A 25,440-nucleotide genomic window follows, 5' to 3' on the forward strand; every position below is an offset into this window, starting at 1 on the left:
GAATTTAGAGCGGAACAAACCAGAAAAGCACGCCAGCGCCGGATTCAGCAAGCGGGACCGTACCTTTGCGGCCGTGAAGGTAGGCCTTTTGTAGAAGTGAGATAATGAAGTGAGGCGGTGACAAGCTGCAGGCAGCCGGCGGCGTTTTGATTCCGCCAGCTTCCCGGGGCGTTGTTGTATTCCTCGCTCCATTTGCCCACGACCGTATTGCTCCGTCACCTGTCACCTCATTCCTCCCGACTGCATGGATTCCGTTAAAGCCAAAAAACACCTGGGCCAGCACTTTCTGGCCGATGCCAACATTGCCCGCAAGATTGTGGAGGCGCTGCGCCTGCCCGACGGCGTGCAGGAAGTGCTGGAAATCGGGCCGGGGATGGGCGTGCTGACCGGCACGCTGCTGCAGCATGCGGAGTACCGCACGTCGGTGGTGGAAATCGACCGGGAGTCGGTGGCGTATCTGGGCAAGCACTTTCCGGCACTGGAAGGCCGCATCCACAGCCAGGATTTCCTGAAGATGAACCTGGCCACACTATATCCGGGGCAGCCGATTAGTATCATCGGCAACTTTCCCTACAACATCAGCAGCCAGATCTACTTCCAGATTCTGGCCCACCGCCAGCAGGTGCGTGAGAGCGTAGGCATGATTCAGAAGGAAGTGGCCGACCGTCTGGCCGAAGGGCCGGGCTCGAAGACCTACGGCATCCTGAGCGTGCTGCTGCAGGCATTCTATACCATCGAGTACCTGTTCACGGTGCCGCCGCACGTGTTCAACCCGCCGCCCAAAGTGCAGTCGGCCGTTATCCGGCTCACGCGCAACGCCACCGAGAAGCTGGACTGCGACGAGGTGCTGTTCTTTAAAGTGGTGAAGCAGGCTTTTTCGACGCGCCGCAAAACGCTCCGCAACGCCCTAAAGCCCTTCGGCATGCCCGCCGAAGCCACCACCGACCCCATCTTCGATAAGCGCGCCGAGCAGCTCAGTGTCGCCGATTTCGTGGGGCTGACGCAACTGGTGGAGCGCGAGCGGCAGGCGTAGTGCCAGAATACGGCAATGCACCGTGTGATTCACGGCCGATACTTACTTCCTGATTAAAAAATGTCCCTCTGCCTCGTCATCGACGAAATGCACCCCAGCCTGCCCGACCTGATGCAAAAAATCGGGGTGACGCTGCACTACCGGCCCGACCTGAGCGTGGCCGAAGTGCCCGCCGCGTTGGCTGCCCACCCCTACGAGGGCCTGATGGTGCGCTCCAAGCTGCGCGTAACGGCCGAGCTGCTCAGCCACGGCCCGCAGCTGCGCTACGTGGCCCGCGCCGGTGCCGGCGTCGATAACATCGACGAGGCGGCGCTGACGGCGGCGGGCGTGACGCTGCTCAACGCGCCCGAAGGCAACCGCGACGCGGTAGGCGAATACGCCGTAGGGCTGCTGCTGGCGCTGTTTCGCAACATTGCCCGCGCCGACCACGAGGTGCGGGCCGGACAATGGTGCCGCGAGGCCAACCGGGGCGAGGAAATTGGGGGCAAGACCATTGGCCTGTTCGGCTACGGCCACATGGGCCGGGCCTTTGCGCGCCGCCTGCAGGCGTTTGGCTGCACCGTGCTGGCCCACGACCACGACCCGGCTGTGCTGCCTGACGCAAATGCCACGCTGGTTAGCCTAGCCGAGTTGCAGGACCGAGCCGAGGTGCTGAGCTTGCACATTCCGTATTCGGCGGCCAACCACCACTGGGTGAACGAGGAGCTGCTGGCGGGCTTCCGCAACGCCATCTGGCTGCTCAACACGGCCCGTGGTGAGGTGCTCGACCACGCGGCGCTGGTGCAGCGCCTGCAAACCGGCCAGGTGCGCGGCGCCGCCCTCGACGTGCTGGAAAACGAGAAGCTCACGACCCTGACCGCCGGGCAGCAGGCCCGGTTTGCGTATCTGGCGGCGGCGCCCAACGTGGTGCTCTCGCCGCACGTGGGCGGCTGGAGCTACCAGAGCTACCAGCGTATCAACGAGGTGCTGGCGGGCAAAATTGCGGCTTTTTTAGGCCGTTAGGCTGGCCGGCTACCGGGCTCTGGCCCAATAGCTGACGCGGCGGCACGGATGGCTAACCGGCGCGGCCTCATCACCGAGGGGTGGCTTCTTTTCCCGCAGATTCGTATATTTGCCATGAACCCGTGTTGGAGAACGGTCGGCAGTGCCGGCCGTTCTCCTTGTTTTTTAGCTTACCATCACCCTCCCATGGCCACCATCAACTATTATACCGCCGAAGGCCTTCAGAAACTCAAGGACGAACTGCAGGACCTCAAAATCCGTGGCCGCTCTGAGGCTGCCGAAGCGCTGCGCGAAGCTCGCGACAAAGGCGACCTGAGCGAAAACGCGGAGTATGACGCCGCCAAGGAAGCCCAGGGCCTGCTGGAACTGAAAATATCGAAGCTCGAAGAAGTGGTCGGCAACGCCCGCATCCTCGACGAAGCCGGCCTCGACCTCACCAAAGTGCTCATCATGAGCAAGGTGAAGCTCAAGAATCTGAAAAATAACATGGTGCTCGACTACACGCTGGTAGCCGAGGAAGAAGCCAACCTGGCTGCCGGCAAAATCTCCGTAAAGTCGCCCATCGGCAAAGGCCTGCTGGGCAAGTCGGCCGGCGACAAAGCCGAGATTACCGTGCCCGCCGGCAAGCTGCAGTTCGAAATTTTGGAAATCAGTCGTTAAGGGTGATTTTGGTGATGGAGTGATGAGGTGAACTGTGACAAGTGACAGGTCACAAGTGAACCGCCCCGCCATCAACCCGTAGAAAGCCAGACGGCGAAGCATCTTGCTTCGCCGTCTGGCTTTTTGCCTTACTTTGGCCTGACCGACAAAGGCCCTTTTCACCTGTCACGGTTCACCTCACACCTGTCACCTGTCACGGTTCACCTCATCACCCCATCACCAAAATCACCACCCACACCAATGGCTTCCATTTTCTCGCGTATTGTGTCGGGCGAGCTGCCCGCGTATAAAGTAGCCGAGGACGACCAGCATCTGGCGTTTCTCGACATCACGCCGCTGGTGGAAGGCCACACGCTGGTGATTCCGAAACGCGAAATCGACTACATCTTCGATATGCCGGCCGAGGAGCTGGCGGCCCTGCACCTGTTTGCGCAGCGCGTAGCCAAGGGCGTGCAGGCGGCCGTGCCGTGCCGCCGAATTGGGGTGGCCGTTATCGGGCTGGAGGTGCCGCACGCCCACATTCACCTGATTCCGATGAACAAGGTGGCGGACATGAACTTCGCCAACCCCAAAATCAAGGTGGCCGAAGACCGAATGCAGGAACTGGCCGCTGCCATTGCCGCGCAGGTGCCCGCCGCCGTTGGCAGCCGCACTGTAGACGCTCTGGACACCAAAGGTGGCCGCGAAACCGCCGCTGCCAACGAGCCGGCAGCTTCCGCCACCGGCGCTGCCCCGGCCGACAGCACCACGGCGCAGCTGCAGCAACTCACGAAAGGGCTATTGTTTCTGAGTGAGTCGGATGCGGCGCTGGAGCCGGTGAGCTACGACGCGCCGGCCGGCCCGCTGACCGATGCGGCGCTGCTGCAGGCCGTAGGGGCCGAAGCCGGCAGCAAGGTGGAAACCCAGGAGCTGACCCTGTTCCTGCGCAACCACACCGCCGACGACGGTGTGCTCGGCGACCCGGCCCAGGCCAACCGCTTCAAGGCATTGCAGATGTACCTGAAGCAGGAGCTGCAGGACGTGAAGGTGTACCGCGTGGGCACCGGCCCGCAGGTGCAGGCTTACGCCCTCGGCCGCACCACCAGCGGCAAGCTGGCCGGCTTCAAAACCGTGCTGACGGAAACGTAGGAAGTGTGGCACGGACTTCAGTCCATAGCCCCGCCGGCATGGCCCCAGCCTTGGTATAACGGCGTTGAAACCCTGCTCAGCAGATATATTGTGGTGCCGTACTCCTCCGGGGTGGCACCACTTTTTTTGTGAATTGATTGATGATGAAGCCAATAACTGCCTCCGTGCTGATCGCCCTGCTTCTGCTAAGCAGCGCGGCCCACGGCCAATCCGGAAAAAAAACACCCAAACCCCTCCGCAAGCCGCTAAGCAGCATCAGTCCGGCCGGGTTCAGGACCCACGTGCAGTACCTCGCCGACGACCAGCTGCGCGGGCGGCAGCCGGGCACGTCGGGCTACAAAATGGCCGTCGACTACGTGGTGGCGCAGCTGCAGCAGCGCGGCGTGCAGCCAGCCGGCGAAAATGGCACGTTTCTGCAAACCGTGCAGCTGCGGCGCGCCATCACGGAAGCCGGGGCCACGCTGCGCCTGACACCGGCCACGGGCCCGGCCAGCGCGCTGGTCTATGGCACTGACTTCACCTTGTATCCCAACCCCGAGCAGCCGAAAACGGCCGTGGAAGCCGGGCTGGTGTTTGCCGGCTTCGGCATCAGTGCGCCAGAGCTGGGGTATGACGACTACGCCGGCCTCGATGCCCGGGGCAAGGTGGTGGTGCTGACGCGGCTGGAGCCCACCCGTTTCCCCGACGCCGTGCGCCTCTACAACGCCGACCTGCTGACCGTGCTGCAAACCGCCGCCCGCCACGGCGCCGTGGGCGTGCTACTGGCCGCGCCCAAAACCACCACGAAGCTGCCCGATCCGCCCAAAGGCCTCGTGAGCGTGTTGGGGGCCGACGGGAAAGTGGTGGTATCGCGCAGCTTCCAGCCGCAGATTCAGGTGGCGGGCTTCATCAGCGCGGCCACGCTGCAGCGGCTGTTTGCGGGAGCGGCTACTGATACCACGCGGGCCATGGCCGCCCTGAGGGCCGGCAAACCTGCTTCGGTGGCGCTGCTGCCGCGCCTGGCCGCCACCCAGCGCAGCCGCTACCAGGACGTGACCAGCTACAACGTTGTAGGTAAAATCGAAGGCGCCGACCCGCAGCTGCGGCAGGAGTACGTGGTGCACACTGCCCACCTCGACCACCTCGGCGTGGGCACCCCCGTGGCCGGCGACTCCATCTACAACGGCGCCCACGATAACGCCACTGGCGTGACAACGCTGCTGGAAATTGCGGGCGTATATCAGCAGCTGAAGCCCAAGCAGCGGCCGAAACGCTCGGTGCTGCTGACGGTGGTGACGGGGGAGGAGCTGGGTTTGCTGGGCTCGGCGTACTTTGCCCGCAACCCCACCGTGCCTCGCGAAAAGCTGGTGGCCAACGTCAATACCGACATGCCCACCATTATTGCGCCGCTGCTGTCGGTGGTGGCGCTGGGGGCCGAAAACTCCACGCTGGCCGCGCCGGTGGCGGAGGCGGCGCGGGCGCTGGGTGTCACGGTGGAAGCCGACCCCGAACCTGCCCAGAACCGTTTCATCCGCTCCGATCAGTACAGCTTTGTGACGCAGGGCATTCCGGCGCTGCACATCAAATACGGCAACAAAACAGCTGACGGCCGCAATAATCTAAGTGAGCAGGTGCAGAAGTGGCGCGCCGTCACGTACCACAAGCCCCAGGACGATATTAACGGGCAGTTCGACTTCGAGGCCGGCAAGACCTACGTTCAGCTGAACTTCCTGGTGGGCTATCTGGTGGCCAATTCCGCGCAGCGGCCCACCTGGAACCCAGGCAATTTCTTCGGGGAGCGGTTTGGGAAGTAGCGGCTACGGCTGGGCCGCCGTGTCGGCAGGAGCGGGGCGGTGGCGGTTTTCGCGCTCAAACACGCGCATCAGCACCATGAAGTAGGAGAGCAGCAGCGGCCCGATGACCAGACCGAGGATGCCGAAAATCTCCACTCCCAGAATCACGCCCACCAGCGTGACGAGCGGGTGGATGTCGCCGATGCGGCGGGCCAGCACGATGCGCAGCAGGTTGTCGATGTTCATTACCACCACCAGCCCCAGCAGCAGAATGCCCACGCCCTGCCCGGTGTGGCCCTGCGCCAGCTTAACCAGCGCCGCCGGCCCCCATACCAGCGGGGTGCCCAGCACCGGAATGAAGGCCATGAAAAACGACACCATGCCCCAGAACAGGGCGTCGGGCACCTTAAACACCCAGAGCAGCAGCCCCGTCAGGATGGCCTGCACCAGCGAAATCAGGGCTTGGCCGAGCACGTTGGCGTGCACGTTGTTGCGCAGGGCCTCACCCAGCTCGCGCAGCGTTGCGTCGCGGAAGGGCAGGTAGCGGCGCAGGCCGTGCAGAAACCCTTCCTCCTGCACAAACATGAAGTAGAGCGTGAACAGCATCAGGCCGATGACGATGACGAAGTGTAGCAGCCCGCTGGCCAGCGAAGGCAGCCGCTGGCTGAGCCAGCCCAGGCCCTGCCGGATCAGCGTCTGTACGTTCTGGTCGGCCGTGAAGCTGACGCCGATGCGGCGCTCGAAGGCGTGCAGTACGGCCATGAGCTGGGTGGTGTCGGTGTGCACGGCGTAGAACTGCAGCCGGTTGACGAGCATCAGGGTCAGGGCCGTGAAGGGCAGGATGATGACCACCAGCGCAAACGTCAGCAGCGTGGCGCTGGCCAGCTGCCGGTTCCAGTGGCGGCGGTGCACCAGCGCCGCCCACCACGGCCGCAGCACCACATACAGGATGCCCGCCCCGAACAGCCCGGTGATGTAGCTGCCCAGCCCAAACAGCACCAGCCCCGCCAGCACCAGCAGGCAGACAATCAGCAGCACGTATTGCTGCCGGGGAGTGTAGATGGAGTGCGACATGGCGGCAGGAATGGGCGGTGAACAAGACAGTATACCATAAAAAAACGGTCATTGAGAGGCAGTTGCCCTTTCAATGACCGTCCTCTGCCGGCCGGGCGCAGTACACGTATCACCGTTTACCTGTCACCTGTCACGGTTCACCTCATCACTTCATCACCCCTTCACCCGACTAGCCAGCGCCGCCACGCACAGGCCCAGGCCGGCAATGATGGAAAACGACACCCGCAGGCTGGTGAAGCCGGCCACAATACCAATCAGCGGCGGCCCGAACAGAAACCCCAGGAACCCGACCGTGGACACGGCCGCCAGCGCCACGCTGGCCGGCATGGTGGTGGAGCGGCCCGCCGCCCCGTACACCAGCGGCACCACCGACGACACCCCGAACCCCACCAGCAGAAAGCCCAGAATAGCCGTGGGCAGGGCCGGCAGCGCCACCGACAGCAGCAGTCCGGTAGCAGTGAGCAAACCGCTTAGCTGCAACGTGCGACGCAGTCCGTAGCGGTGCGCGAAGCCGTCGGCGATGAAGCGGCCGCCGGCCATGGTGCACATGAAGGCTGTGTTGCCGGCGCCCACCCAGGCGGCCTCGGCGTGCACCACCTTGCGGAAATACACCCCGCTCCAGTCGAACATAGCGCCCTCGCAGATCATGGAGCAGAACGCCAGCACCCCCAGCAGCAGCAGCGACTTGTCGGGCAGCGCGAACAGGGGCACCTTCACGTCGGCACCGATGCTGGCGTCGCGGGGGCGGATGGAGGTGCTGCAGGCTGCCACGCCCGCCACCACCAGCACGGCCACCAGCACGAAGTGCGGCAGCGGTGCCACCTGCCGGCCAATCATGAGGGCGCCCAGCGCCGCCCCGGCAAAGCCCGCCAAACTCCAGAGCCCGTGGAACGAGGCCATGATGGACTTGCGGTGCAGCTGCTCTACGCCCACCGCCTGGGTGTTGACGGCAATATTAGACAGGTTGGACACGAAGCCAAACAGCACCAGCCCCGCCACCAGCAGCGGCACCGACTGCGCCAGCCCCAGCAGGACCAGCCCCAGCGCGTAGCCCACAATGCCGCCCAGCACCACCCGACGGCTGCCTAGCCGCGCCACCAGCCACCCCGCCACCGGCAGTGAAGCCATGGAGCCCACCGGCGCCGCCAGCAGCAGCAGCCCCAGCCGGGCTTCCGAAATACCCAGCTGCTGCTGGATGGTGGGAATGCGCGACGCCCAGGTGGCAAACGTGAGGCCCATCAGGAAAAACAGGACTCCCACGGCCACCCGGTAAACCTGGCGGGGCGGGCGGGAAACAGCAAGCGGCAAACGAAGCGTAAGCATAGAAATAGGCAGAAAATCAGCAGAAAACCAGCCCCCGTAGGCCACAAAAAAGCCCACTAACCCCTGCTGGCAGGAGTTGATGGGCGGGAGAGGCAGGGCAGGAGCAGCAGCAGCGCCAGGGCGCCGCCGCCACAAAGATACCACTCAATCAGGAAGTTGCAGGCAGCGCGGAAATGCCCTGCCGCCCATCAGGGGTAAGATGGCAGAAAAGCACTTTCCGGCGCCATTAGTTCCCGGATGAAAGCTGGGGCAAGGCGGGAAGCAGAGCCGTGCTGTGTATGAACGTCATGCTGAGCTTGCCGAAGCATCTCTGCCGCTTCGTTGCAGTGCCGATTGATTAGCCTCGGTAGGGATGCTTCGGCAAGCTCAGTATGACGTTCTGTTAAGAAGTTCTACCGCACCGGGCCCGTGTCTACCGTTTTCTGCAGACGGGTCTGGGCTTCCAGGGGAAGCTTGCTGAGCAGGTCGAGGCCGGTGGCGGCTTCCAGGGCGTCCACGCTCACGCGGTAGCGGCTCCAGTCGGGGTCAACGGTTTGGTCGTTGGGGGTGTCGATGGCAATGATGCGGGCCTGGCCGGCGGCAATGCGCTGCAGGTCGTTGGTGCCTTCGGGCAGCAGCACCAGCAGCTTCCAGACGCGGGCCGGCACCGTCACGCGTCCCTGGTCGATGGTGGTTTTGAGGCCGTTGAGGCCGGTGCCGCCTTTGCCATAGCACCCCATCACCACGTACACTTCCTGGCCGCGCTGCACCTGAGCGCGGGTCCATTCCTCGAGGTTGCCCCAGGTGCGCTGGTTGTTGTTGGCCGCCTGCGGAATCATGTTGGTCATCAGGAAGGTGGCCGAGTTGTCGTCGAGGTCGGTGGTGCGGTCGGCGCTGGGGCAGTTATGACCTTTGTCGAAGCCGGAGCCGGAGTAGCTGTTGCGCGTGACGGCGTAGAACTGCCGCGGCAACGCCGGGTCGGGGCGGAAGTCATCCTGGCGCGGGGCTGCGCCCATCCAGGCGCGATTGAGGTGCCAGCTCACCCACGTGGGCGTGCCCCGCTGGGCGTTGTAGCCGATGGTGAACTGGGGCTTGGTGAGCAGGTAGTTGGTGGGGTTGTTGGCGTCGGCGGTGGCGCCGCTGGGGTTGCCCAGGGCCATGTTGTCGTCGCGGGTATTGGCGGATTGCCGGGGTGGTGGAGTGGGGGATTGGGTGGGTTTGGGGGGCTGGGGCGCGGAAGGCACGCTGCCGCCCGCCACAGCTGCGCCGCCAGCGGCTTCCAAGGCAATGTCGTCGATGTTGAGGCGGCCGGAGCCGCCGTCGGTTTTGCGGATTTCCAGGCGCAGCGGCGCGGGCGTGGGACCGGCCTGGAAGGTGGTGCTGAGCAAGCGCGGGCTTTGCACCCGCACTGGCTGCCCGATACGACGGAACGTGCGGCCGCCATCCACGCTGCCCCACAGCTCCCAAGTGGCGGCGGCATCCTGCCCGTACAGCGCGCTGCTGACCCGGATGGTGCGCACGCCGGCCGGCGCATCGAAGTTCATGCGCACCCGGCCCTTGCCGCGCAGGCGGGCGGCGTGCTCGCCGTGCTTGTGGTCCTGCTCTGAGGAGCCGATCAGGGCGTCTTCAAAGTACCACAGCCCCGTGCCCAGCGGCTCAGCCGCGGCCGTGTAGGCGCCTTTGCTGCCCGCCTCAAAGGTTTCAGGAAAGGCGGTGCTCGCCTGTGCCACGCCGCGGCCGCCCGACTCCACCGGAATAGCCGGAGGCCCCTCGGGCAGTGGCGGGCGGGTAGTCTCGACGGGCGCCTGCGAGCAGGCCAGCAACGGAAGCAAAAGCAGCGGGAAAAGGCGCATAGCAGCAGAGTAGGGCGGTAGAGAAACGAGGAGTGGCGCGAAGTTTGACACCCGCCTGGTCCGGGAACGAGGACGGGAAGATTGCCCCGCGAATCGGCCTGAAAACTACGTGAATCCTTTTATTTCCTTTCCGATGCTGAAAAAACTATGCTGCCTGCTGCTGCTGGCCGGCGCCGCGCCGCTAGCGCACGCCCAGACCCGTCCTGCGCCGGTGAAAGTGCCCGCCACCACCGCTACTCCTCTGGAAGCTACTGCCACCAAAGAGCACGATACCATGGTAATAGAGCTGACCGATGCTCCCATGGTGATCTGGCGACGGCTGGCGCAGGTACTAGCCGTGCGCGGCTACGCCATCGAGCACAGCAGCCCGGAGCTACTGACGCTGGCCACGTATCCGCTGGAGGTGCGCAGCTCCAGGATACGGATAGCGGGTATGGTGGAAGGCCGGACGCTGATGGTGCGGGCCTATGCCGTGTATCAAAATGAGGGCTACCCCGAAACCAACCAACGAGCGCGCCGCCGTGGTGGCGATAATGCCGAATGGGAAGAACTGGCAGCCATTGGGCAGCAGCTGGGCGGCACTATTCGCTACACCACCTCGGCCGCACCGCAGTAGGACGCTTCGCCGTGGCACGGGCTTTAGTCCGTAGCCCACTGCTGTCCATGGGTAGCGTGTGGGCTACGGACTAAAGCCCGTGCCACAGGAAGATGGGCTTCTACTTCTGCTTGGTTTTGAGCTTGATGGTACCGACGGGCACCTTGGCCTGCTGCATCTGGGCGGCCAGCGGCACGCTGCTCATGGCCAGGATGGTCTGGTCGTCGGCGAGGGAGGCGCAGGAGAGGGCCACCAGTGCGCCCTGCCACTTGCAGCTGAAGCCCTGCAGGCGGCCGGGCCCGTAGAGGGCCTCGAACGTAGGGCGCACCTTCTGGGCGTCAGCGGCGCCTTTCACGATGATGGTGACGGCCGCAAACTGCCCCCGGAAAAACTTGTAATGAATGCGTGCCGCCGTGAAGCTGCCCACGCGCAGCTGCTCGTCCAGCCGCTCGTATATTTTCTCATCGCCTTTGTCCTGCACCAGGTTCAGGTGAAGCGCCTCAGTCAGCGGCGAGCCAAAGGTGAGCCCCCGGAAGCCGTTGGCGACATCGAGACGGGCAACGGACTGGGCGCGGGCCGGCAGGATGAGCAGCAGGCAGAGCAGGGAGGCAAGCAGGAGTTTCATAGAAGAGAAAAGCAGCCGGGCAGATGGGGCTGCGCGGCATTAGCAAACGTTGCGCCAGAGACAGTAGTGTGGCAGTAGGGTATCAACAAAAAACCACGCCTTATTCCCGGCGGGAGGCGTGGTCTTCGTGGGGGCGGCAACCGGCCGGACGGTGGCGCCGTCGGACCGGGGCGGCGGTGCTACTGGGCGGCCGGTTGCCGCTGTTGGTGGCGGAGCCGGTTGTGCATTGTTTTGGTGAACGAACTCCCTGACTGAGTATTATGCACGCTTTACATCAAGCACTTTAAGCACCGTATAGTGTAGCAGTGGGTGGCCAAAAGTGCCCTGATAAGTTGTTTTGGTTTGCAGCCGGACGCGTAGATAATCACAGGGACGCATTACCACCCGGCCTTCCTGGAATTCGGTTAGCCAATCAGTATCAGCTATTTTGGCCGTGATAGGATGGTTGCGGAGCACGAGTTCCCACATGGCCTCACCCATGAAATCGGGACGCTTGATACGAACCAAGTATTCGTTTTCGGATAGCTCACTGCTACTTTCAAGCAAAGCCCGCAAATTGGAAGTGTCGAAATGAGGGTTGATGCGCACCTTGCCCGCTGTTGAGCGATACTCGGCGTAGTCGGTGGGGCGCAGTTGTGAGGCGGCTCGCACTATGTCTTCCAGTAACGCTACGAGCTTACCCATTGGCAGTTGCCCCGGTACTTGCAGCGGATTAAGGTGGGTAGTGGGAGCCATGTTCTCAATTTCAAGCCGCAGGTTTTCCAGTTCGCGCACATCATACACTCCTGTGCGACCTTCCAAAAACCGAAGCAGGCGGTACTTCGCTTTTAGCAGAAAGTGGCCTACCAGCTTCTTCCAATCAAAGTTTTCGATAGCCGTATCTGGAATGCCGCGTAGCACCGTGGCAAGCTTCGACCGAATGGATCCAGTTTCGACATCATCGAGCAATAAATCGGTTTGCAACTCTGGCAAGACAATCTGGGCCAGTAACTCATCAAATTTGCCAAAGGCGGTTATTAGGTCGGCCACTGCCTTGAACACCCGTTGCGGGGCTTGGCTCTGGCGCTCAAACTGAACGTAAATTTCAAATTCGGCAACACGTAAATCCATAACAGGCGATAAGGAGAAAGTGGAAGGAGCGGAACAACACCCATCGTTGAACGGGTACATCGCCCCACTAAGGGTTTTGTTGCTTTATAGTGACTACTAATTACCTATATGTTGCCCCTCTGGGGCCACGTAGGAGCGGGCTAATGTAGAAACAGCCCGCCAAAAGCCGCCTTCACCAGCTTCAGTACCTCCTGTGCCTGGGTGGGGTTGAGGGCCAAGCTGGTAATGGAGCTGATGAAACCGCCGATAATCCAGTTCTGCCAATCCTTCTTAGTCAGCCCTTCGGCCTTCACGGCGGCGGTCTGGGTCAATTCAATTAGCTTTTGCCGGGCAGGTTCAGGCAGGGTTGCGGCGGTAAAGCTCTGCTGCAACTGGCGCAACTGGCCTTGTACTTCGGCTAGCTCGGTGCGGTTGAATTTGTCATCGGGTGCTTCGGTGGTGCCGGCAAAGAGTTGGGCGGTCTTGGCGGCTTCGGCCCAGAGGTCGGGTGTGTCAAGTTCTTCCTTTAAAGCTGATGCCCAGCTATCAAATTTATCAGCCACCTCCTCCCACGACCTAACAGCAGTATTGCTAGTAACTATACCTCTTATGCCTGGACGCATTGCTAATTCATACTGGTATGAATTAGCCTCCAAATGGAAGAAGTATTCGTCATCAATAGTGGAGAAAGAAAGTTGGTAAGATTCTTCCTCTCGGTTTTCGTCAAGGCTAGTTGGTTCTATACCATGAACCCTAAGTATTGAAAAAAAATCGTTGCGTTGTTTTTTCAGCAGCATAATTGATTGTTGAGTCTATTATTGGTTGTACAATTACGTTCAAGCGTGAGAAGGTCCTTCCCTCCGCTCAGGATGACAATGTAGCGGGTAAAAACTGAGGTCGGAAGATATGGGGCTGCAATCCGCAATACCAAACCCCGTCCTTGCCCGCTACCTTGCCGCTTCAACCCCCTTCACTACATGAAACACCCGCTACTCCTGGCTGCCACGTTGGCGGCCGCTGCTTCCCTGGCCGCCTGCTCCGACTTGCCGGGGCGCAAAGCGGCCGAAACCGACGCCCAGCCCGACGTGGCGTTTGAGCGCTACAAGTCGCGCTTCATCGACTCGCTCTGGTACTACAACCCCGAGTGGGCCAGCGGCGCCGGCTACCACCGCTACGACTCGCTGCTGGTGGTGCCCAACGAGGGGCGGCGCCGCACCGAGGCCAAGGCCCTGCGGCGCCGCGCCACCGAGCTGGCCACGTTCAAGCCCGAGGAGCTGAGCGTGAACAACCAGACCGACTGGCGCCTGATGCAGAACTACGTGCGCAGCAGCGGCTTCTACGCCGACACGCTGCGCGACTGGCAGTGGAACCCGGCCAACTACAACCTAGGCGCTTCGGTGGGCGAAATCCTCAACGGCCGCTACTGGCCGCTGGATCGTCGGCTGCGGGCCATCAGCCTGAAAATCTCGCGCGCCGCCGACTACTACGCTGCTGCCGAGCAAAACATCAGCACGCCCACCAAAGAGCACACCGAGCTGGCCATTCTGCAGAACCAGGGCGGGCTGGAGGTCTTCGGTAAGGCTCTGGAAGACTCCGTGGCCCGCTCGGGGCTGTCGGCACGCGAAAAGGAGGACTTTGCCAACCGGCTGGCTACCACGCGCCTGAGCATCGAGGACTACCTCCGGTTTCTGAAAACGGAGGTGCTGCCGGCCGGCAAGTTCCGCAGCTTCCGGCTGGGGCAGGACCTGTTCGCCCGCAAGTTCAGCTACGACATCCAGAGCACTTACTCGGCCGGGCAAGTCTACGAGAAGGCCCTCACGCACAAGCAGGAGCTGCTGCGCGACATGAAGACGCGCGCCACCCGGCTCTACCCCAAGTACTTCCCGGGCCAGCCGCTGCCCGCCGACTCGCTGGCTACCGTGCAGCAGGTTATCGGCAAGCTTTCGGAGAAGCACGCCACGCCGGCCGGCTTCGTGCAGGCCGTGAAAGACCAGATGCCCACGCTGGTGAAGTGGGTGGATGACCACAAGCTGCTCACCCAGGACCCCTCCAAGCCGCTGGTAGTGCGCGAAACGCCGCTGTACATGCGCGGCAGCGGCGCGGGCGCCAGCATTTCGGCCCCCGGCCCCTACGACAAGGCCGCCAACACTTACTACAACGTGGAGCCCCTCACCGGCCAGCCCGACGCCCAGGCCCAAAGCTACCTGCGCGAGTACAACCAGTACACGTTGCAGATTCTTAACATCCACGAGGCCATTCCGGGCCACTACACGCAGCTCGTTTACGCCAACCGCAGCCCCTCGCTCATCAAGTCCATCTTCGGCAACGGCGCCATGGTGGAAGGCTGGGCCGTGTATGCCGAGCGCATGATGCTGGAAAGCGGCTACGGTGGCAACACCGATGAAATGTGGCTGATGTGGGACAAGTGGAACATGCGCGTGACCCTCAACGCCATCCTCGACCACGAGGTGCACGTGAAAAATGCCTCCGAGGCCGCCACCGTTGCTATGCTCCGCCGCGACGGGTTCCAGGAAGAAGCCGAGGCCCGCAACAAGTGGCGCCGCGCCACCCTCAGCCAGGTGCAGCTCAGCTCGTACTTCACCGGCTATACCGAAATCTACGACCTGCGCCAGGAACTGAAAAAGGAGCAGGGCCAGGGCTTCGACCTGAAGTCCTTTCACGAGCAGTTCCTGAGCTTCGGTAGTGCCCCGGTGCGCTACATCCGGACCATGATGCTGAAGAAAGGATGAGCAGCAGATAGCCTGTTCTATTATGAAAAAGCCGTCCCAGAATGGAATTTCCGGGACGGCTTTTTCGTATGGGTTGCCGGAAGTATAGCCGCGGCGGTGTATCTTCGAAGTTGGGTATCTCTAAAATCATGGCGCTGCTGGATGGCAGTGCGCTCTTTTCTTGCCGTATGAAAGTTGCTGAACGACAGCGGGTGCACGATGTAAACGATGAGCAGCTACGCAAGCTCACGCATGAGCACATGAAGGTGTTTGCCAAATTCACTTCGGAAAACTGCGATACGTGCGAGTTGCTGGCCCCGCCGTTCGCCAAGTTCTCGGATGACGAGGAATTTGAGACTATCTTGTTTGTGCGGCTGAACTCCGACGAAAACCCGGTCGCCAAAAAAATCATGCAGGAGAAAGTAGCCCCCTTCTTTGTGTCATACTGCCAGGGCCGGCTGCTGGAGTGCGACATGCTCACCACCGAAGCCGACGTGCTGGATATGCTGCGCCGGCTACAGAAGTATATGCCCCAAACCGCATGAGTGAGCTGCGCCTGCACAAAGCCGTGTGGGCGCTGGTAGCCCTGGTAGTTTCGCTGCTGCTCATGCTGCTGCTGTTTCGGTAGCCGTAGCGGCAGATAAGGCAGAAGCCCATTGCGCCCGGCCAACCCGAGCGCAATGGGCTTTTTTATGAACTTGCGGCCCCCAGAGCCCCGGCGGCTCCCACTCAGCAGGCAGTGCATGATAACAGTAGCTCCCCTCCAGCAGGAACACGTGGCCAGCTTCTACCGCTGGATTCGCGACCCGGAAGTAATTGAGTACTCGCTGTCGGCTTTCCAGCGCATGCACACCGACGAGCAGATCCGCCAATGGTACGCGGCTACGCTGCAGGATCAGAAAAGCCTCAACTTGGGCATCTTCCTCCCCGATACCAACGAGCTGATCGGTTACGCCGGGCTGTCGGGCATCTCCGCTATCAACCAGTCGGCCGAGTATTTCATCCTCATCGGGCAGAAAGACCACTGGGGGCGGGGTATCGGCACCGCTGTAACCAGGCAGGTGCTGGCCGTGGGCTTCTCAGTTTGGCAGCTGAACCGGATCATGCTCACGGTTTCGGAAACCAATATCGGCGGCTGGAAAGCCTACGCCAAAGCCGGCTTTGTGGAAGAAGGCCGGATGCGGCAAGCCTGCAAGAGAAACGGCCTGTTTCACGACAAAATCATCATGTCGGTGCTGAAAGCTGAGTGGGAGCGTGCCGCCCACTGACACGCGCCTCCGGCATTGCGGCTACCTTTGCCTGGACTGGCGGCCAGCTTCCGGCGCCGGGTTTTAGCTTTTCGCAGTGTTCTTCGTTCTCTCCAAGCTCCTCGATTTTGTATTGTCGCCGGCCGTGTGGCTGGTAGTGCTGCTGCTGGCCGCCGTGCTGGTGCGGCAGCCGGCACGCCGCCGCCAGCTGCTGCTGGCCACGCTGGCGCTGTTGCTGCTGCTCACCAACCCCGGCCTGATCAATGAGGCGCTGCTGGCCTGGGAGCTGCCCCCGGTGCGCCTGCGCCAGCTGCCGCCCCGCGCCGACGCGGCCGTGCTGCTCACGGGCATCACCAGCGTCAGCAAGTCGCCGCACGACCGGGTGTACCTGCACGAAGGCGCCGACCGCCTCACCAATGCGCTGTGGCTGTGGCGGGCCGGGCGTGTGCGCTACATTCTGGTGTCGGGCGGCTCGGGCGCCATGCTGCAAAAGGCCCACACCGAAGCCGCCGACCTCATCACGCTGCTGCACCTGGCCGGCGTGCCCGATTCGGCCATTATCAAAGAAGACCAGAGCCGCAACACCCGCGAAAATGCCCTGTTCACGCGCCGCATCACGCAGGCGCGCTCCGAGCTGGACACGCTCATTCTGGTGACGTCGGCGTTTCATCAGCGGCGGGCGCTGGGCTGCTTCGCGCAGGTGGGCCTGCACCCGCAGCCCTTCCCGGCCGGCTACTACAGCACCGACCGCGCCGCCACCCCCGACTACTGGCTCATGCCCGACCCGCAGGCCTTGAGCCGCTGGAGCCTGCTGCTGCACGAAATCAGCGGGTATGTGGTGTATAAGGTGCTGGGCTACGCGTGAGGTAGTGGCCTAAAAAGGTTAATAAGTAAGCCCGTCATGCTGAGCGGAGCGAAGCATCTCGCTAGCGTGGTAGAATCATTTACCACACTAGCGAGATGCTTCGCTCCGCTCAGCATGACGGGCTAATAGCTTATCGTTCCGACCAACTTACTCCACCTTCTTCTTACCCGCCGCCGGCTTTTCCTCCTTGGCTATCCAGATGGACTTCTGGTTTACGAACTCCCGGATGCCCAGGTACGACAGCTCGCGGCCGTAGCCCGACTTCTTCACGCCCCCAAACGGCATTTCCGGGGCCGACTTCACGAGGCTATTGACGAACACCGCGCCGGCTTCCACGCGCCGGGCCAGCGCCTCGCCGCGCGCCACGTCGGCCGTCCAGACGGAGCCGCCGAGGCCGAAGCGCGAGTCGTTGGCGAGGCGCACGGCGTCGTCGGCATCTTTGGCTTCCAGCACCAGCGCCACCGGCCCAAACAGTTCCTCGTCGTAGGCACGCTGGCCGGGCCGGATGTTGCTCAGAATCATGGGGCGGAACAGGGCCGTTCCAGGCTCACTCTGGCCACCGTACAGCTCTACTTTGGCACCCTGCTTAATCGAGTCGTTCACCTGTTCGGTCAGCTCGTCGGCCAGGTCGGGGCGGGCGAGGGGGCCGTATTGCGTATCCTCCGCAAGCGGGTCGCCGGGCCGGAAGGCCAGCAGGTGGGTTTTCATCTTCGAGATGAATTCCTTCAGTACCGGCTTCTCCACGATAAAGCGCTTGGCCGCAATGCAGCTCTGGCCGGCGTTGATCATGCGGGCCTGCGCGGCCGTTTTGGCGGCCACCTCAATATCGGCGTCGGCCAGCACGATGAAGGCGTCGGAGCCGCCCAGCTCTAGCACGGTTTTCTTGATGTAGCGCCCGGCCGTGGCGGCCACCTGGGCGCCGGCGGCTTCCGAGCCGGTGAGCGTCACGGCCCGCACCCGGTCGTCGGCAATGAGCGGCTCAATCAGGTCGGAGCCGATGAGCAGCGTACGGAACGTGGCAGGCGGGAAGCCGGCATCGTGGAAAATCTTTTCCAGCGCCAGCGCGCACTGCGGCACATTGGAGGCGTGCTTGAGCAGGCCCACGTTGCCGGCCATCAGGGCCGGGGCCGCGAAGCGCACCACCTGCCAGAACGGGAAGTTCCAGGGCATGATGGCCAGCACCACCCCAATGGGCTCGTGGCTGATGAAGCTGCGCTGGGCTTCGGTTTTGATGATGTCGTCGGCCAGAAACTGCTCGGCGTGCTCGGCGTAGTAGTCGCAGCAGAGGGCGCACTTCAGGGCTTCGGCCCGGCCGTCGGCCAGTGGCTTGCCCATTTCCACAGCCATCAGGCGGGCCAGCTCGTCCTGCCGCTCGCGCAGCAGCTCGGCGGCGCGGCGCATCAGGCGGGTGCGCTCAGCAAACGGCGTGGTGCGCCAGGTGGCGGCAGCGCGGTGGCTCTGGGTTACGATACGCTCGGTCTTCGACCAGGAAAATGCGCGAAACCGGCGCTCTACGCGGCCAGTGTAGGGGTTACGGGACTCAATGGGCATAGCAAAGGTGGGTAGGGAAAGAATCGGGCCGCCGGAAAGGCTCGACCGTAGAACAACTTATAGGCAAACGCAGCCGTAGCACGCAGGTTGCCATCAGGTGTGCCGGCGCAATTATGAATTAACCACCAGCCCCACGCGAACAATTGCCCGGGAAGTGTACTTTCGCTTGTCGGTAAGCTTTGCTTCATTGCTCACTCGTCTTATATCCCATTGCCCGTGAATGTCATTCCCCCCGAAGCCATGCCCCCGATAGCCGATGGCGAAGACCTGCTGGTGCAGCGTCTGCGCGACCGGGACGAGGCGGCCATGACGCTATTCTACGACCGATACTCGGCTGCCCTCTACGGCGTTATCATGCGCGTCGTGAAGAAGGAAGAAGAAGCCGAAGACGTGCTGCAGGAAAGCATGGTCAAGATCTGGAACTCTTTTTCCTCCTATGATGCTAGCAAAGGCCGGCTATTCACGTGGGTAATGAACGTGAGCCGGAATTTAGCCATCGACAAAATCCGCTCCCGACAGTACCGCGTAGGTACTCGTACCCAGCCGCTTGAAGACAGCGCCGCAGTACGTGAGCCCGCTTCGCCCACGTTCCGGCCCGAGCACATCGGTTTGCAGGAAATGACCAAAAAACTCTCCCCTGACCAACAGCAGGTCGTTGATATGCTGTACTTCGGAGGCTACACCCAGAGTGAGGTAGCCGACGAGCTGAATCTGCCGCTAGGCACGGTGAAAACCCGCGCCCGCGCTGCTATCAAGGTACTCTCTAAACTGATTCGATAGCCGTGGACATTCAGCAATATATCGAATCAGGCATTCTGGAAGAATACGCGCTAGGCGTACTCTCCGCCGCCGAAGCTGCTCAGGTAGAGCAGGTGGCTGCCGCCCATCCGGAGGTACAACACGAGCTGCAGGCCGTTATCGGCGGCCTGGATGCGTATGCCGAGGCCCACGCCATTGCGCCGCCGACCGCCATGCGGGAGCGGGTGCTGGCGGGCTGGCAGCAGGCCATCCGCAGCACTTCTGCCCCTGAAACGCCCGTGGTACCGTTCGTGCCCGCCGCCGCGCCTTCCACTGCTGACGCTGCCCCACTGGGCGTGCCCACGGCCCCCATTGTGCCCGACCCCGTAACCAAGGACGAGCCGGTTATGCGCCCCATCAACAGCGCTCCGGAGCCAGTATATGAGGCCGCGCCACGCGCTGGTTTTGGCTGGCTGATGGCGGCCTCGGTGGCGCTGCTGCTGAGCCTGGCCGGCAACTACGTACTCTACAACCGCTGGCAGAACACCGAAACGGCTCTGTTTGCGGCTCAGAACGACCAGGCCCGCTTTGCCGCCACGCAGCAGGCTTCTGAAAAGCGCCTGCTCACCCAGGACCGCGAGCTGGCCGTGCTCCGCGACGAGCAGTACCAGAGCGTGATTCTGGCCGGCACACCGGCCGCGCCCTCGGCTAAAGCGCGGGTGCTTTACAACCCTACGACCAAAGCCGTGTACGTGAACGTGCGCAGCCTGCCCGCGCCACCCGCCGGCAAGCAGTATCAGCTCTGGGCCCTCGACAACGGCAAGCCCGTAGATGCCGGCGTACTGGCCGCCACCACCGCCGCCGGCGACAGCCTGCAGCAGATGAAGGACATTGCCAGTGCCCAAGCCTTCGCCATGACGGTGGAGGATGCTGGTGGCAGCGTTTCGCCTACGCTTTCTACCATGACGGTGCTGGGCAAAATGCTTTAAACCGCGAAGCCACGTATCGGAAGGCGTGAAGAGGAAAACTTCTTCACGCCTTCTTTTTGTCAGGTAGTTTCTGGCCGGATTGGTGTTATTTAGACTGGAAAATCTCTTTTCACCAGACTTTACAGTAGTGCACGGTACCATCTTCACGCTTCTGAAGCGCTACGTTCAAACGCAGTACGACCACAGTACGTGGGTGCGGCTGATGGAAGCGGCGGGCCTGAGCGCCACCAGCTTCGATCATAAAAACGTGTATCCCGACGAGCACATGTATGCGCTGGTCGGGCACGCCGCCGAAATGACCGGCCTCTCGGCGCAGGAACTGCACGAGAAATTCGGGGAGTACCTGGTGCCCGACCTGATGTATATGTACCAGAAGCTGCTGCAACCCCAGTGGACCACGCTGGACATGCTGGAGCACACCGAAAACACCATGCACCGGCAGGTCCGGCAGGAGCACGCCGAAAACGCCCCGCCCGTGCTGCAGGTCACGCGCCTCTCGCCCGACGAACTGGAAATCAACTACGTATCGAAGCGGCGCATGGGGGCGCTGGCCGTGGGCATCGTGCGCGGCATTGCCACTTACTACGACGAGGCCGACCGCATCCTGGTAGAGCCCGAAACCAGCGAGGACGGCGAGCATGTCCGCATCCGGGTGCGCCGGGTGGCGGCGGCCTGAGGTCAGTCGACCCGCCTGTCCATCCATCAGAATCTATTCTCTCTCACCACATTCTATTTCTTCCCATGGAAAAGTCAACCTATTACAATCCGGCCGACCTGGCCAAATTTGGCAACATCACCGAGTGGCAGCCCGAAATGGGCAACAAGTTTTTCGCCTACTACGCCGAGGTGTTCAAGGATGGCGCACTGTCGGAGCGCGAGAAGTCGCTGATTGCGCTGGCGGTGGCCCATGCCGTGCAGTGCCCCTATTGCATCGATGCCTACACCTCTGACTCGCTGCAAAAAGGCGCCGACGAAGCCCAGATGATGGAGGCGGTGCACGTGGCGGCTGCCATCAAGGGCGGCGCGGCTTTGGTACACGGCGTGCAGATGATGAACAAGGCCAAGGAGCTATCCATGTAAATCGCTGATTTGCGCTGATTGAGGTGATTTTGCTGATTTTTTCAGTCAGATATTATGCCCTTTCAGTAGCAGTTTCTGGTGACCAGTAATCAGTGAAATCAATCCAACCAGCGTAAATCAGCGATTTATGAAATCTCTCCAGGCGCGCCACGCGCTATTGGCCGATACTGGCTACCAACTGACGGTTCTTTCGCAGGCGGATGCCGCCGGGGCGCACCTGCCGGCGTTTGCGCACAAGCTGCGCGAAACCGGCCTGCTGCCGTTGCGCCCAACCAGCCTGCGCGTGATGCAGATCAACGTGGGCAAAATGTGCAACCAGGTCTGCAAGCACTGCCATGTAGACGCCGGGCCCGACCGCACCGAAATCATGACCCGCGAAACCATGCAGCAGTGCCTGGCAGCGCTGGCGCAGTCGGACATCCAGGTGGTGGACCTAACGGGCGGAGCGCCGGAGATGAACCCGGACTTCCGCTGGCTGGTGGAGCAGATTTCGGCTCTGGGCCGGCAGACCATTGTGCGCTGCAACCTCACCATCATCGTGGCCAACAAGAAATACCACGATTTGCCGGAGTTCTTTGCCAAGCACCGGGTGCAGGTGGTGTCGTCGTTGCCGCACTTCTCGGCGGCCCGCACCGATGCCCAGCGGGGCGAAGGCGTGTTTGGGCGTTCCATCCGGGCGCTGCAGATGCTGAACGAGGTGGGCTATGGCGTGGAAGGATCGGGCTTGCAGCTGGATCTGGTGTTCAACCCGTCGGGGGCGTTTCTGCCCGGCAATCAGGCGTCGCTGGAGCGCGAGTTCAAGCAGCGGCTGCTGCGCGAGCATGGCATCGTGTTCAACAACCTGCTGGCCATCACCAACCTGCCCGTGAGCCGCTTCCTGGAGTATCTGCTGGAAAGCGGCAACTACGAGAGCTACATGGAGAAGCTGGTGGCCGCCTACAACCCCACGGCGGCCGAAAACGTGATGTGCCGCAGCACGCTCAGCGTGAGCTGGGACGGCCTGCTCTACGACTGCGACTTCAACCAGATGCTGGAACTGCCCGTGGCCGCCACCGCCCCCCAGCACATCCGCGACTTCGACGAAGCGGCGCTCAATGCTCGGGCCATCGTGGTAAACCAGCATTGCTTTGGCTGCACAGCTGGTGCGGGCTCCAGTTGCGGCGGCGCTACCACGTAGCCACTTCGGCCAGCGCAACTGCCATAAACCGCACCACTAAATATGCTGAATCGCCTTGTACATAAGCTGGCCTGGCTGCGCCGCACGAGTTTGGTGTCGTCGGGGCTGTGGCTGCTGGCGCTGGGGGCCTGCGGGCGGGAGCGGCAGGGCGAGCCGGCCCGTAACAACACCGCTTACGACCAGCTGCTGAAAACGCTGTACCGCAACACGGTGCCGCTGATGCAGCCGGCTCAGCTGGCCGCCCTGCAGGCCAAGCCCGGCGGCGTGGTGCTGCTGGACACCCGCACGCCCGAAGAGTACCGCATCAGCCACCTGCAGGGCGCCCGGTTTGTGGACTTCGGCACCTTCGAAAAGGCCGAGTTTCGCGATGTGCCCCGCGACCGGCCGGTGGTGGTGTACTGCTCGGTGGGCTACCGGAGCGAGCGGGTAGGGGAGCGGCTGCGCGCCCTCGGCTTTCGCGACGTGCGCAACCTCTACGGCGGTATTTTCCAGTGGGTGAACGACGGCTACCCGGTGTTCAACGCCCAGGGCCGCACCGACGAAGTACACCCATACTCGGTGCTGTGGAGCCCGTGGCTGAAAAAAGGCCGTAAGGTATACGAGTAGGCGCGTCGGTCCTGACGCTGTGTAGCGCGAACTTTGTAGTTCGCGCCTCCGCGCCGATGGAACGGCTACGGATGTAGCGCGAACTTTGTAGTTCGCGTCCTCGCACCGTTGAAACGAAATCGTCCGGGCGGCGCGGAGGCGCGAACTACAAAGTTCGCGCTACACAGCGGCGTCACGTCAGCTTCTCACTCATTGCTTTTAAATTCTCTTCCGCTTATGTCTACCACCAGTGCCAACCCTGCTCACCAGCACCTGCTCGTTTTCGCCCGTCATCCGGAGCTGGGCAAGGTGAAAACCCGACTGGCCGCCGGCATCGGCAACGAAGCGGCGCTGGCCGTGTACCGGGAGCTGCTGGCCCATACCCGGGCCGTGGCACAGGCGCTGCCCGCCCATAAAACCGTGTGGCTGGCCGAAGCCCCCACGACCACCCCCGACAGCGCCGACGCCTGGCCTGACTACGAGCAGCAGCTACAGTTTCCCGGCGACCTGGGGGCCCGTATGTTGACGGCTTTTGCCCACGCCTTCAATCAGGGCGCCCGCGCCGTGCTCATCGTCGGGACGGATTGCCCGGGTTTATCCACGGCTATTCTGGAGCAGGCATACGCTGTGCTGGCTACGCATGACCTGGTTGTAGGGCCGGCTGAGGATGGCGGGTATTACCTATTGGGAATGAAAGAGTTGTGCGAAGATGTTTTTCTTGGAAAAAGCTGGAGCACCGACTCCGTGCTGTTCCACACCCTGGCCGACGCCGACCGGCTGGGCCTGACCGTCGCACAGCTGCCCACGCTGCGCGACGTAGACGATGCCGCCGACTTGGCAGCCTGGCGCGCTACTTCCGGCGCGTAGCAGCCGCGGCCGGATTCAGACTCCGGCCAGCAGCTAAGCAGCCGGACGTACCAGCCGCCGCCGATAATCCCAAACCATAGCGCCCAGCAGCCCGCCATATTCCAGCGCCAGCAGCCACGGATTCTCGGTGTAGGCTGTGGTCTGGTAGGCCGCGTACGACAGCACCACCAGCCCCGACCAGGCGAAGGCGTAGCGGTAGCGCGTGAACACGCTCAGGGCCAGCAGCGGCGTCAGGTACCAGGGGTGCACGATGGTGGCCAGCAGGTAGTAGCCCGTAAGCAGCAGCAGCAGGGTGGCCGGCAGTGCGGCCCAGGTTGGGCGCTTTTCGCCGAAAGTCAGCAACAGGATCCAAGCCACGCTGCCCAGCGCCAGCGCCGGCCCGATGCGGGCAATCTGGTTGTAGCCGGTGAGGTAGTAGCCGCCGGCGCGCAGCAGGTAATACACGCTGGCATTGAACTCGAAGCTGCGGAAGTACAGGTTGAGGCTGCGGCCGATGTTGCGGGTCAGCTTCGTAGACACAAACGGCGCGAATAGCAGCGCCACAGTCAGCAGTGTGAGGGCGCCGTAGGCTGCCGTGCGCCACCAGCCCAGCCGGCGCAGCAGCAGTGGCAGCAGCAGCAGCGGCAGCAGCTTGGTGCCCACCGCCAGCCCCAGCGCCCCCGCCGACACCGCCCAGCGTCCCCGCACCAGCAGCCACAGCGCCAGCAGCAGCAGCGCCACCACTAGGGCCTCGAAGTGCAGGTTACCAGTCAGCTCCACCAGCACCAACGGGTTGAGCAGGTACCACAGCGCCCGTTGCCGGGGCAGACCCAGCTGCCGCAGCAGCGCCAGCAGCAGCCCGGCCGTGGCGGCTTCGGCCAGCAGCAGCACCAGCCGCATCAGCATGACCGCGCCCCGCTCATGGGCCGGAAAAATTCCCGACGCTGCCCCAAACACCGCTTGGCACACCGGCGGATACACGGAGTAGTAATGCGGCGAGTTCAGCTTCGGATAGAGCGTCTGGAGTTCCTCAGCAACGGGCCGGGGCGAGGTAGTTACCGGCCGGGGCGGGGTCGGGTTGGCCTGAATATCAGCCGCTGGACTGTCTGCCACGAGTTCATCCGGGCGGTACTGATAGGGGTTGAGGCCGGCGGCCACCAGCAGGCCGTCCCAGCGGAAGCGGTGGTAGTCGTCGGAGAGGGCGGGGAGGGCCGGCAGCCACAGCAGCCGCAGCAGCAGCGCCGCCAGTAGGCCCGCCCGCAGCGGCAGCCGTGAGTGTAGCAGCCACGCATACGCCCCAAATGCCACCGCCAGCAGCCCCAGCAGCAGCTCGAATTCTGCCCGCGGCGTGGCGTAGGCCAGCCCCGCATACGCCCCGCCCGAAACCAGCAGGGCCAGCCATTGTCGGCCGGTTATCGGCCGCGAATCGTTAGCAAGCGGCTCAGGTGAGTGTTTGTCTGTCAGGCTGTTCATGCCGGGTAGCTAATCTGTTGGATGAAG

At 62.7% G+C, this 25,440-nt stretch carries 25 protein-coding genes; 17 read left to right on the forward strand and 8 right to left on the reverse strand.

The window, feature by feature from the left end; genetic code table 11:
* Positions 1–244 precede the first annotated feature (244 nt).
* From rsmA to O9Z63_RS05760, 5 genes are all read left to right on the forward strand, one after another.
* Positions 245–1,033, forward strand: coding sequence for a 16S rRNA (adenine(1518)-N(6)/adenine(1519)-N(6))-dimethyltransferase RsmA (gene rsmA, locus O9Z63_RS05735; protein ID WP_044017909.1), 789 nt, complete (start codon positions 245–247; stop codon positions 1,031–1,033).
* Between the two features lie 60 nt (positions 1,034–1,093).
* The gene (locus tag O9Z63_RS05740; protein WP_270128360.1) at positions 1,094–2,035 is read left to right on the forward strand and encodes an NAD(P)-dependent oxidoreductase; all 942 of its coding nucleotides are present in this window, start codon (positions 1,094–1,096) and stop codon (positions 2,033–2,035) included.
* Between the two features lie 186 nt (positions 2,036–2,221).
* Positions 2,222–2,695 (forward strand): transcription elongation factor GreA, encoded by a 474-nt coding sequence (gene greA, locus O9Z63_RS05745; RefSeq protein ID WP_270128361.1) that lies wholly within the window; start codon positions 2,222–2,224, stop codon positions 2,693–2,695.
* A 240-nt stretch (positions 2,696–2,935) separates the two neighbouring features.
* The gene (locus O9Z63_RS21100; protein WP_333490335.1) at positions 2,936–3,823 is read left to right on the forward strand and encodes a nuclease A inhibitor family protein; all 888 of its coding nucleotides are present in this window, start codon (positions 2,936–2,938) and stop codon (positions 3,821–3,823) included.
* A 281-nt stretch (positions 3,824–4,104) separates the two neighbouring features.
* Positions 4,105–5,616, forward strand: coding sequence for a M28 family peptidase (locus tag O9Z63_RS05760; RefSeq protein ID WP_270128362.1), 1,512 nt, complete (start codon positions 4,105–4,107; stop codon positions 5,614–5,616).
* Positions 5,617–5,619: 3 nt separating this feature from the next.
* On the opposite strand, the gene O9Z63_RS05765 is transcribed toward O9Z63_RS05760, so the two are convergent.
* From O9Z63_RS05765 to O9Z63_RS05775, 3 genes are all read right to left on the reverse strand, one after another.
* Complete coding sequence (locus O9Z63_RS05765) at positions 5,620–6,669, reverse strand: AI-2E family transporter (RefSeq protein ID WP_270128363.1); 1,050 nt, start codon at positions 6,667–6,669, stop codon at positions 5,620–5,622.
* Positions 6,670–6,822: 153 nt separating this feature from the next.
* Complete coding sequence (locus tag O9Z63_RS05770; RefSeq protein WP_270128364.1) at positions 6,823–7,992, reverse strand: MFS transporter; 1,170 nt, start codon at positions 7,990–7,992, stop codon at positions 6,823–6,825.
* A gap of 392 nt (positions 7,993–8,384) precedes the next feature.
* Positions 8,385–9,824, reverse strand: a complete 1,440-nt coding sequence (locus O9Z63_RS05775; RefSeq protein ID WP_270128365.1) for a DNA/RNA non-specific endonuclease — start codon at positions 9,822–9,824, stop codon at positions 8,385–8,387.
* A gap of 133 nt (positions 9,825–9,957) precedes the next feature.
* Here O9Z63_RS05775 and O9Z63_RS05780 point away from each other — a divergent pair, with 133 nt between their 5' ends.
* Entirely contained in the window at positions 9,958–10,440 is a 483-nt protein-coding gene (locus O9Z63_RS05780; protein ID WP_270128366.1) for a hypothetical protein, read from the forward strand.
* A 100-nt stretch (positions 10,441–10,540) separates the two neighbouring features.
* On the opposite strand, the gene O9Z63_RS05785 is transcribed toward O9Z63_RS05780, so the two are convergent.
* The 3 genes from O9Z63_RS05785 to O9Z63_RS05795 all read right to left on the reverse strand — a co-directional run bounded on the left by O9Z63_RS05785 (position 10,541) and on the right by O9Z63_RS05795 (position 12,930).
* Positions 10,541–11,044: a hypothetical protein gene (locus tag O9Z63_RS05785; protein WP_270128367.1), complete on the reverse strand. Its 504-nt coding sequence runs from the start codon at positions 11,042–11,044 to the stop codon at positions 10,541–10,543.
* A gap of 258 nt (positions 11,045–11,302) precedes the next feature.
* Positions 11,303–12,154: a hypothetical protein gene (locus tag O9Z63_RS05790; protein ID WP_270128368.1), complete on the reverse strand. Its 852-nt coding sequence runs from the start codon at positions 12,152–12,154 to the stop codon at positions 11,303–11,305.
* A 140-nt stretch (positions 12,155–12,294) separates the two neighbouring features.
* Positions 12,295–12,930, reverse strand: coding sequence for a hypothetical protein (locus tag O9Z63_RS05795; RefSeq protein ID WP_270128369.1), 636 nt, complete (start codon positions 12,928–12,930; stop codon positions 12,295–12,297).
* Between the two features lie 180 nt (positions 12,931–13,110).
* Between O9Z63_RS05795 and O9Z63_RS05800 the strand changes: the two genes are divergently transcribed.
* The 4 genes from O9Z63_RS05800 (at position 13,111) to O9Z63_RS05815 (ending at position 16,974) form a co-directional block, all read left to right on the forward strand.
* Positions 13,111–14,883, forward strand: a complete 1,773-nt coding sequence (locus O9Z63_RS05800) for a DUF885 domain-containing protein (protein WP_270128370.1) — start codon at positions 13,111–13,113, stop codon at positions 14,881–14,883.
* 167 nt (positions 14,884–15,050) lie between these two features.
* Entirely contained in the window at positions 15,051–15,407 is a 357-nt protein-coding gene (locus tag O9Z63_RS05805; RefSeq protein ID WP_270128371.1) for a thioredoxin family protein, read from the forward strand.
* 198 nt (positions 15,408–15,605) lie between these two features.
* Positions 15,606–16,130, forward strand: coding sequence for a GNAT family N-acetyltransferase (locus tag O9Z63_RS05810; RefSeq protein WP_270128372.1), 525 nt, complete (start codon positions 15,606–15,608; stop codon positions 16,128–16,130).
* Between the two features lie 76 nt (positions 16,131–16,206).
* The gene (locus tag O9Z63_RS05815; RefSeq protein WP_270128373.1) at positions 16,207–16,974 is read left to right on the forward strand and encodes a YdcF family protein; all 768 of its coding nucleotides are present in this window, start codon (positions 16,207–16,209) and stop codon (positions 16,972–16,974) included.
* A gap of 147 nt (positions 16,975–17,121) precedes the next feature.
* On the opposite strand, the gene O9Z63_RS05820 is transcribed toward O9Z63_RS05815, so the two are convergent.
* Positions 17,122–18,525, reverse strand: a complete 1,404-nt coding sequence (locus O9Z63_RS05820) for an NAD-dependent succinate-semialdehyde dehydrogenase (protein WP_270128374.1) — start codon at positions 18,523–18,525, stop codon at positions 17,122–17,124.
* Positions 18,526–18,741: 216 nt separating this feature from the next.
* Between O9Z63_RS05820 and O9Z63_RS05825 the strand changes: the two genes are divergently transcribed.
* The 7 genes from O9Z63_RS05825 (at position 18,742) to O9Z63_RS05855 (ending at position 23,961) form a co-directional block, all read left to right on the forward strand.
* Positions 18,742–19,305 carry an RNA polymerase sigma factor gene (locus O9Z63_RS05825; RefSeq protein WP_231569748.1) on the forward strand — a complete coding sequence of 188 codons (564 nt, stop codon included), beginning with the start codon at positions 18,742–18,744 and terminating at the stop codon, positions 19,303–19,305.
* A 2-nt stretch (positions 19,306–19,307) separates the two neighbouring features.
* Positions 19,308–20,252: an anti-sigma factor gene (locus O9Z63_RS05830; protein WP_270128375.1), complete on the forward strand. Its 945-nt coding sequence runs from the start codon at positions 19,308–19,310 to the stop codon at positions 20,250–20,252.
* A gap of 127 nt (positions 20,253–20,379) precedes the next feature.
* A complete protein-coding gene (locus O9Z63_RS05835; protein WP_270128376.1) occupies positions 20,380–20,928 on the forward strand; it encodes a heme NO-binding domain-containing protein in 549 nt (182 codons plus the stop codon).
* A 65-nt stretch (positions 20,929–20,993) separates the two neighbouring features.
* A complete protein-coding gene (locus tag O9Z63_RS05840; RefSeq protein WP_044017893.1) occupies positions 20,994–21,332 on the forward strand; it encodes an arsenosugar biosynthesis-associated peroxidase-like protein in 339 nt (112 codons plus the stop codon).
* Between the two features lie 127 nt (positions 21,333–21,459).
* A complete protein-coding gene (arsS, locus tag O9Z63_RS05845; RefSeq protein WP_270128377.1) occupies positions 21,460–22,509 on the forward strand; it encodes an arsenosugar biosynthesis radical SAM (seleno)protein ArsS in 1,050 nt (349 codons plus the stop codon).
* 42 nt (positions 22,510–22,551) lie between these two features.
* Positions 22,552–23,115, forward strand: a complete 564-nt coding sequence (locus O9Z63_RS05850) for a rhodanese-like domain-containing protein (protein ID WP_270128378.1) — start codon at positions 22,552–22,554, stop codon at positions 23,113–23,115.
* 216 nt (positions 23,116–23,331) lie between these two features.
* Positions 23,332–23,961: a TIGR04282 family arsenosugar biosynthesis glycosyltransferase gene (locus O9Z63_RS05855; protein WP_270128379.1), complete on the forward strand. Its 630-nt coding sequence runs from the start codon at positions 23,332–23,334 to the stop codon at positions 23,959–23,961.
* 33 nt (positions 23,962–23,994) lie between these two features.
* On the opposite strand, the gene O9Z63_RS05860 is transcribed toward O9Z63_RS05855, so the two are convergent.
* The gene (locus tag O9Z63_RS05860) at positions 23,995–25,413 is read right to left on the reverse strand and encodes a glycosyltransferase 87 family protein (protein ID WP_270128381.1); all 1,419 of its coding nucleotides are present in this window, start codon (positions 25,411–25,413) and stop codon (positions 23,995–23,997) included.
* Positions 25,414–25,440: the final 27 nt, after the last annotated feature.

It is taken from the genome of Hymenobacter yonginensis, assembly GCF_027625995.1.
GTDB lineage: Bacteria > Bacteroidota > Bacteroidia > Cytophagales > Hymenobacteraceae > Hymenobacter > Hymenobacter yonginensis.